Annotated in this window: 3 rRNA genes; all 3 read right to left on the bottom strand. The window is 54.5% G+C overall.

The window, feature by feature from the left end:
* Positions 1 to 7: 7 nt before the first annotated feature.
* Positions 8 to 124 (bottom strand): 5S ribosomal RNA (rrf, locus tag IEV96_RS16585).
* A gap of 186 nt (positions 125 to 310) precedes the next feature.
* A 23S ribosomal RNA gene (locus IEV96_RS16580) occupies positions 311 to 3,429 on the bottom strand.
* A gap of 435 nt (positions 3,430 to 3,864) precedes the next feature.
* Positions 3,865 to 5,385: ribosomal RNA gene (locus tag IEV96_RS16575) — 16S ribosomal RNA — on the bottom strand.
* Together the 16S, 23S and 5S rRNA genes form the textbook arrangement of a ribosomal RNA operon.
* Between the last annotated feature and the right edge of the window lie 546 nt (positions 5,386 to 5,931).

Genomic DNA, 5,931 nt, shown 5'->3' with positions numbered 1-5,931 from the left:
AAATTGTGTCCGGCGGTGTCCTACTCTCCCACAAGGTCCCCCTTGCAGTACCATCGGCGCTGAGAGTCTTAGCTTCCGGGTTCGGAATGTGACCGGGCGTTTCCCTCTCGCTATGGCCGCCGAAACTCTTTTGATCGTTATCAAAGGTTTCGCGGACAGAGCCACTGATTGCGATCCTGCCAGCACTGCGTCTATTAGACACAGGTGGTGGGGGTCGAACAGTGTTCTGTTCGCAGTTCCCGACCGTAGATCAGGAACCACATAGTGGACGCAAGCATACTCATCATCTGCATTGCTGCAGACAGAAGGTGTTATCAATTTATCGGCTTATTAGTACGGGTCAGCTCCACGAGTCTTTAGTCCTCGCTTCCACATCCCGCCTATCAACGCAGTAGTCTAGCTGCGAGCCTCTCGACCTAAGTCTTGGAAATCTCATCTTGAAGCCGGCTTCCCGCTTAGATGCTTTCAGCGGTTATCCGTTCCGAACGTAGCTAATCAGCGGTGCTCCTGGCGGAACAACTGACACACCAGAGGTTCGTCCATCCCGGTCCTCTCGTACTAGGGATAGCTCTTCTCAAATTTCCTGCGCGCGCAGAGGATAGGGACCGAACTGTCTCACGACGTTCTAAACCCAGCTCGCGTACCGCTTTAATGGGCGAACAGCCCAACCCTTGGGACCTACTCCAGCCCCAGGATGCGACGAGCCGACATCGAGGTGCCAAACCATGCCGTCGATATGGACTCTTGGGCAAGATCAGCCTGTTATCCCCGAGGTACCTTTTATCCGTTGAGCGACAGCGCTTCCACAAGCCACTGCCGGATCACTAGTCCCGACTTTCGTCCCTGCTCGAGTTGTCACTCTCACAGTCAAGCTCCCTTGTGCACTTACACTCGACACCTGATTACCAACCAGGTTGAGGGAACCTTTGGGCGCCTCCGTTACTTTTTGGGAGGCAACCGCCCCAGTTAAACTACCCACCATGCACTGTCCCTGAACCGGATCACGGTTCGAAGTTAGATATCCAGAGTGACCAGAGTGGTATTTCAACAATGACTCCACATGAACTAGCGTCCACGCTTCACAGTCTCCCACCTATCCTACACAAGCCACACCGAACACCAATACAAAGCTATAGTAAAGGTCACGGGGTCTTTCCGTCCTTCTGCGCGTAACGAGCATCTTTACTCGTAGTGCAATTTCGCCGAGTCCACGGTTGAGACAGCTGGGAAGTCGTTACGCCATTCGTGCAGGTCGGAACTTACCCGACAAGGAATTTCGCTACCTTAGGATGGTTATAGTTACCACCGCCGTTTACTGGGGCTTAAATTCTCAGCTTCGCCTTGCGGCTAACCGTTCCTCTTAACCTTCCAGCACCGGGCAGGCGTCAGTCCGTATACATCGTCTTGCGACTTAGCACGGACCTGTGTTTTTAGTAAACAGTCGCTTCCCACTGGTCTCTGCGGCCGTCAAACGCTCCAGGAGTAAATCCCTTCACGCATCAGGCCCCCCTTCTCCCGAAGTTACGGGGGCATTTTGCCGAGTTCCTTAACCATGGTTCTCTCGATCTCCTTGGTATTCTCTACCTGACCACCTGAGTCGGTTTGGGGTACGGGTAACTGGAACCTCGCGTCGATGCTTTTCTTGGCAGCATAGGATCACTGATTTCGTCCGTGAGGACTACCCATCGGGTCTCAGGCTATGTGAACGGCGGATTTGCCTACCGTTCGCCCTACATCCTTAGACCGGGACAACCATCGCCCGGCTCAGCTACCTTCCTGCGTCACACCTGTTAATACGCTAACCGCACCAGCATAGGGTCGTGTGCTAGGCCCCACGCTTCACCCCGAAGGGATCCATCTAGGGGATTCAGACACTTAGCATCACTGGATTAGCTTGGGCGGTTCTTCGTCAGTACGGGAATATCAACCCGTTGTCCATCGACTACGCCTGTCGGCCTCGCCTTAGGTCCCGACTTACCCAGGGCGGATTAGCCTGGCCCTGGAACCCTTGGTCTTTCGGAGGACGGGTTTCTCACCCGTCTTTCGCTACTCATGCCTGCATTCTCACTCGTGTGGCCTCCACGGCTGGTTTACACCGCCGCTTCGCTGGCCACACGACGCTCTCCTACCACTCCGTACGCCTGGACCCTTGCGGGCCGGGCTACTATACGAAATCTACAACTTCGGTGGTGTGCTTGAGCCCCGTTACATTGTCGGCGCGGAACCACTTGACCAGTGAGCTATTACGCACTCTTTCAAGGGTGGCTGCTTCTAAGCCAACCTCCTGGTTGTCTGTGCAGCTCCACATCCTTTCCCACTTAGCACACGCTTGGGGACCTTAGTTGGTAGTCTGGGTTGTTTCCCTCTCGACGATGAAGCTTATCCCCCACCGTCTCACTGCTGCGCTCTCACTTACCGGCATTCGGAGTTTGGCTGACGTCAGTAAGCTTTTGGGCCCCATCGGCCATCCAGTAGCTCTACCTCCGGCAAGAAACACGCAACGCTGCACCTAAATGCATTTCGGAGAGAACCAGCTATCACGAAGTTTGATTGGCCTTTCACCCCTAACCACAGGTCATCCCCTCCATTTTCAACTGAAGTGGGTTCGGTCCTCCACGACGTCTTACCGTCGCTTCAACCTGCCCATGGATAGATCACTTCGCTTCGGGTCTAGAACCAGCGACTAAAACGCCCTATTAAGACTCGCTTTCGCTACGGCTGCCCCACTCGGGTTAACCTCGCCACTGATCACTAACTCGCAGGCTCATTCTTCAAAAGGCACGCTCTCACCCCTACTAAGGAGGCTCGAACGGTTTGTAAGCAGACGGTTTCAGGTACTATTTCACTCCCCTCCCGGGGTACTTTTCACCTTTCCCTCACGGTACTTGTCCGCTATCGGTCATCTGGGAGTATTTAGGCTTACCAGGTGGTCCTGGCTGATTCACACGGGATTTCTCGGGCCCCGTGCTACTTGGGATCCTTCTCGAGCCATTGCGACATTTCGACTACGGGGTTGGCACCCTCTATGACCGGCCTTTCAAGACCGTTCGTCTATATCGCGTTGTAACTCTTGCTGTACGGCAGTAACAGCTGAAAAGTCCCACTACCCCGACCATGCAACGCCTGCCGGCTATCACACATGATCGGTTTGGCCTCTTCCGGTTTCGCTCGCCACTACTAACGGAATCACGGTTGTTTTCTCTTCCTGGGGGTACTGAGATGTTTCACTTCCCCCCGTTCCCTCTACCCGCCCTATATATTCAGGCGGGAGTCACTAGGTCGCACAAGTGCGCCTGGCGGGGTTTCCCCATTCGGAAATCCTCGGATCACAGCTCTATTATCAGCTCCCCGAGGCTTATCGCAGATTTATACGTCCTTCTTCGGCTCCAGATGCCAAGGCATCCACCGTCTGCTCTTAAAAAATTGATATCACATGAGTAACCCAGAACATCCCCGGGGGGAGTCTGGATAATTTGTGACACAGACAATCCATCACAGTCCGAAGACCGTTCTATCTCGTCTGCATCTTTAAGATGCTCGCGTCCACTGTGTAGTTCTCAAAATACGGGCGGTACTCCCCCGCCGGAAAGCCGAAGCTGTCCAGGCGGCAGAAGTCCAGAGGTCCGATCGGCGTATCCGAAGATGCGCCGGCCCGGTCCCTCAGGACCCAACAGCGTGCACAAGACCGTTATCGGAGAAAACGACTGTTCCGAACCCGCAAGCGGGTTGTACTAGGTCAGGACTCTCCGTCCCGATCAATGTCAATGTTCCACCCATGAGCGCCACCGGAGAACATGTGTCTCCGAAATGGCTTACGAAGCTGATAAGCGCTGTATACAGACGCTGTCTCCGAGTGCTCCTTAGAAAGGAGGTGATCCAGCCGCACCTTCCGGTACGGCTACCTTGTTACGACTTAGTCCTAATCACCGATCCCACCTTCGACAGCTCCTCCCTTGCGGTTAGGCCACTGGCTTCGGGTGTTACCGACTTTCATGACTTGACGGGCGGTGTGTACAAGGCCCGGGAACGTATTCACCGCAGCGTTGCTGATCTGCGATTACTAGCGACTCCGACTTCATGAGGTCGAGTTGCAGACCTCAATCCGAACTGAGACCGACTTTTTGGGATTCGCTCCACCTTACGGTATTGCAGCCCTTTGTATCGGCCATTGTAGCATGCGTGAAGCCCAAGACATAAGGGGCATGATGATTTGACGTCATCCCCACCTTCCTCCGAGTTGACCCCGGCAGTCTCCTATGAGTTCCCACCATTACGTGCTGGCAACATAGAACGAGGGTTGCGCTCGTTGCGGGACTTAACCCAACATCTCACGACACGAGCTGACGACAACCATGCACCACCTGTTTACGAGTGTCCAAAGAGTTGACCATTTCTGGCCCGTTCTCGTATATGTCAAGTCTTGGTAAGGTTCTTCGCGTTGCATCGAATTAATCCGCATGCTCCGCCGCTTGTGCGGGCCCCCGTCAATTCCTTTGAGTTTTAGCCTTGCGGCCGTACTCCCCAGGCGGGGAACTTAATGCGTTAGCTGCGACACAGAAACCGTGGAATGGCCCCTACATCTAGTTCCCAACGTTTACGGCATGGACTACCAGGGTATCTAATCCTGTTCGCTCCCCATGCTTTCGCTCCTCAGCGTCAGTTACGGCCCAGAGATCTGCCTTCGCCATCGGTGTTCCTCCTGATATCTGCGCATTCCACCGCTACACCAGGAATTCCAATCTCCCCTACCGCACTCTAGTCTGCCCGTACCCACTGCAGGCCCGAGGTTGAGCCTCGGGTTTTCACAGCAGACGCGACAAACCGCCTACGAGCTCTTTACGCCCAATAATTCCGGACAACGCTTGCACCCTACGTATTACCGCGGCTGCTGGCACGTAGTTAGCCGGTGCTTTTTCTGCAGGTACCGTCACTTTCGCTTCTTCCCTACTAAAAGAGGTTTACAACCCGAAGGCCGTCGTCCCTCACGCGGCGTTGCTGCATCAGGCTTGCGCCCATTGTGCAATATTCCCCACTGCTGCCTCCCGTAGGAGTCTGGGCCGTGTCTCAGTCCCAGTGTGGCCGGTCACCCTCTCAGGCCGGCTACCCGTCGTCGCCTTGGTGGGCCGTTACCTCACCAACTAGCTGATAGGCCGCGAGTCCATCCTTGACCGAAATTCTTTCCAGCCCCTCACCATGCGGAGGAGGCTCGTATCCGGTATTAGACACCGTTTCCAGTGCTTATCCCAGAGTCAAGGGCAGGTTACTCACGTGTTACTCACCCGTTCGCCACTAATCAGAAGAGCAAGCTCTCCGTCATCGTTCGACTTGCATGTGTTAAGCACGCCGCCAGCGTTCGTCCTGAGCCAGGATCAAACTCTCCATAAATGTTTGATTCACTAACCGGCAAGCCGGCGTGACATCTAGCGCCGCACGCACCCGGAATAGGATGTCGATGCGACAAGTTTGAAACTGACAGAACAAATCATTACTGACTTGCTTTGTTTGTTTTAATTCAATTTCCAAAGGAATCCGTGACATCCATCACCGCTAGAAACGGATCCGAATGCCCGGGTTTTTGGCATTTGACATTGTGCACGCTGTTGAGTTCTCAAGGATCGGACGCTCCTGATTCAACCTCACGGTCTCGCTCAGGGCAACCTGTATAACTTACCACGTCCCAACCCGGTGTCAAATCGACCCGCCGGCAGAAAACAACCGGACAACATCTCAATAGACCCCACGCCAGAAGCGGAAATCTCATCCTAAAACCAGAAACACATCGGCTCAAGGCCAGACACATTCCGATCGGGATTCAGTCCCCTACTTGAGGCCGGGAAGCTCTGCGGCTTTCCGAACCTTTGGGGTGACGAGTCATTACTCTACGTGCGCCACGCCACCTCGGCAAAGCACCACACATCCCGGGCGTGTCGC

Origin of the sequence: Conyzicola nivalis (assembly GCF_014639655.1) — a bacterium.
GTDB lineage: Bacteria > Actinomycetota > Actinomycetes > Actinomycetales > Microbacteriaceae > Conyzicola > Conyzicola nivalis.
This window is presented reverse-complemented; position numbering and strand designations above follow the sequence as displayed.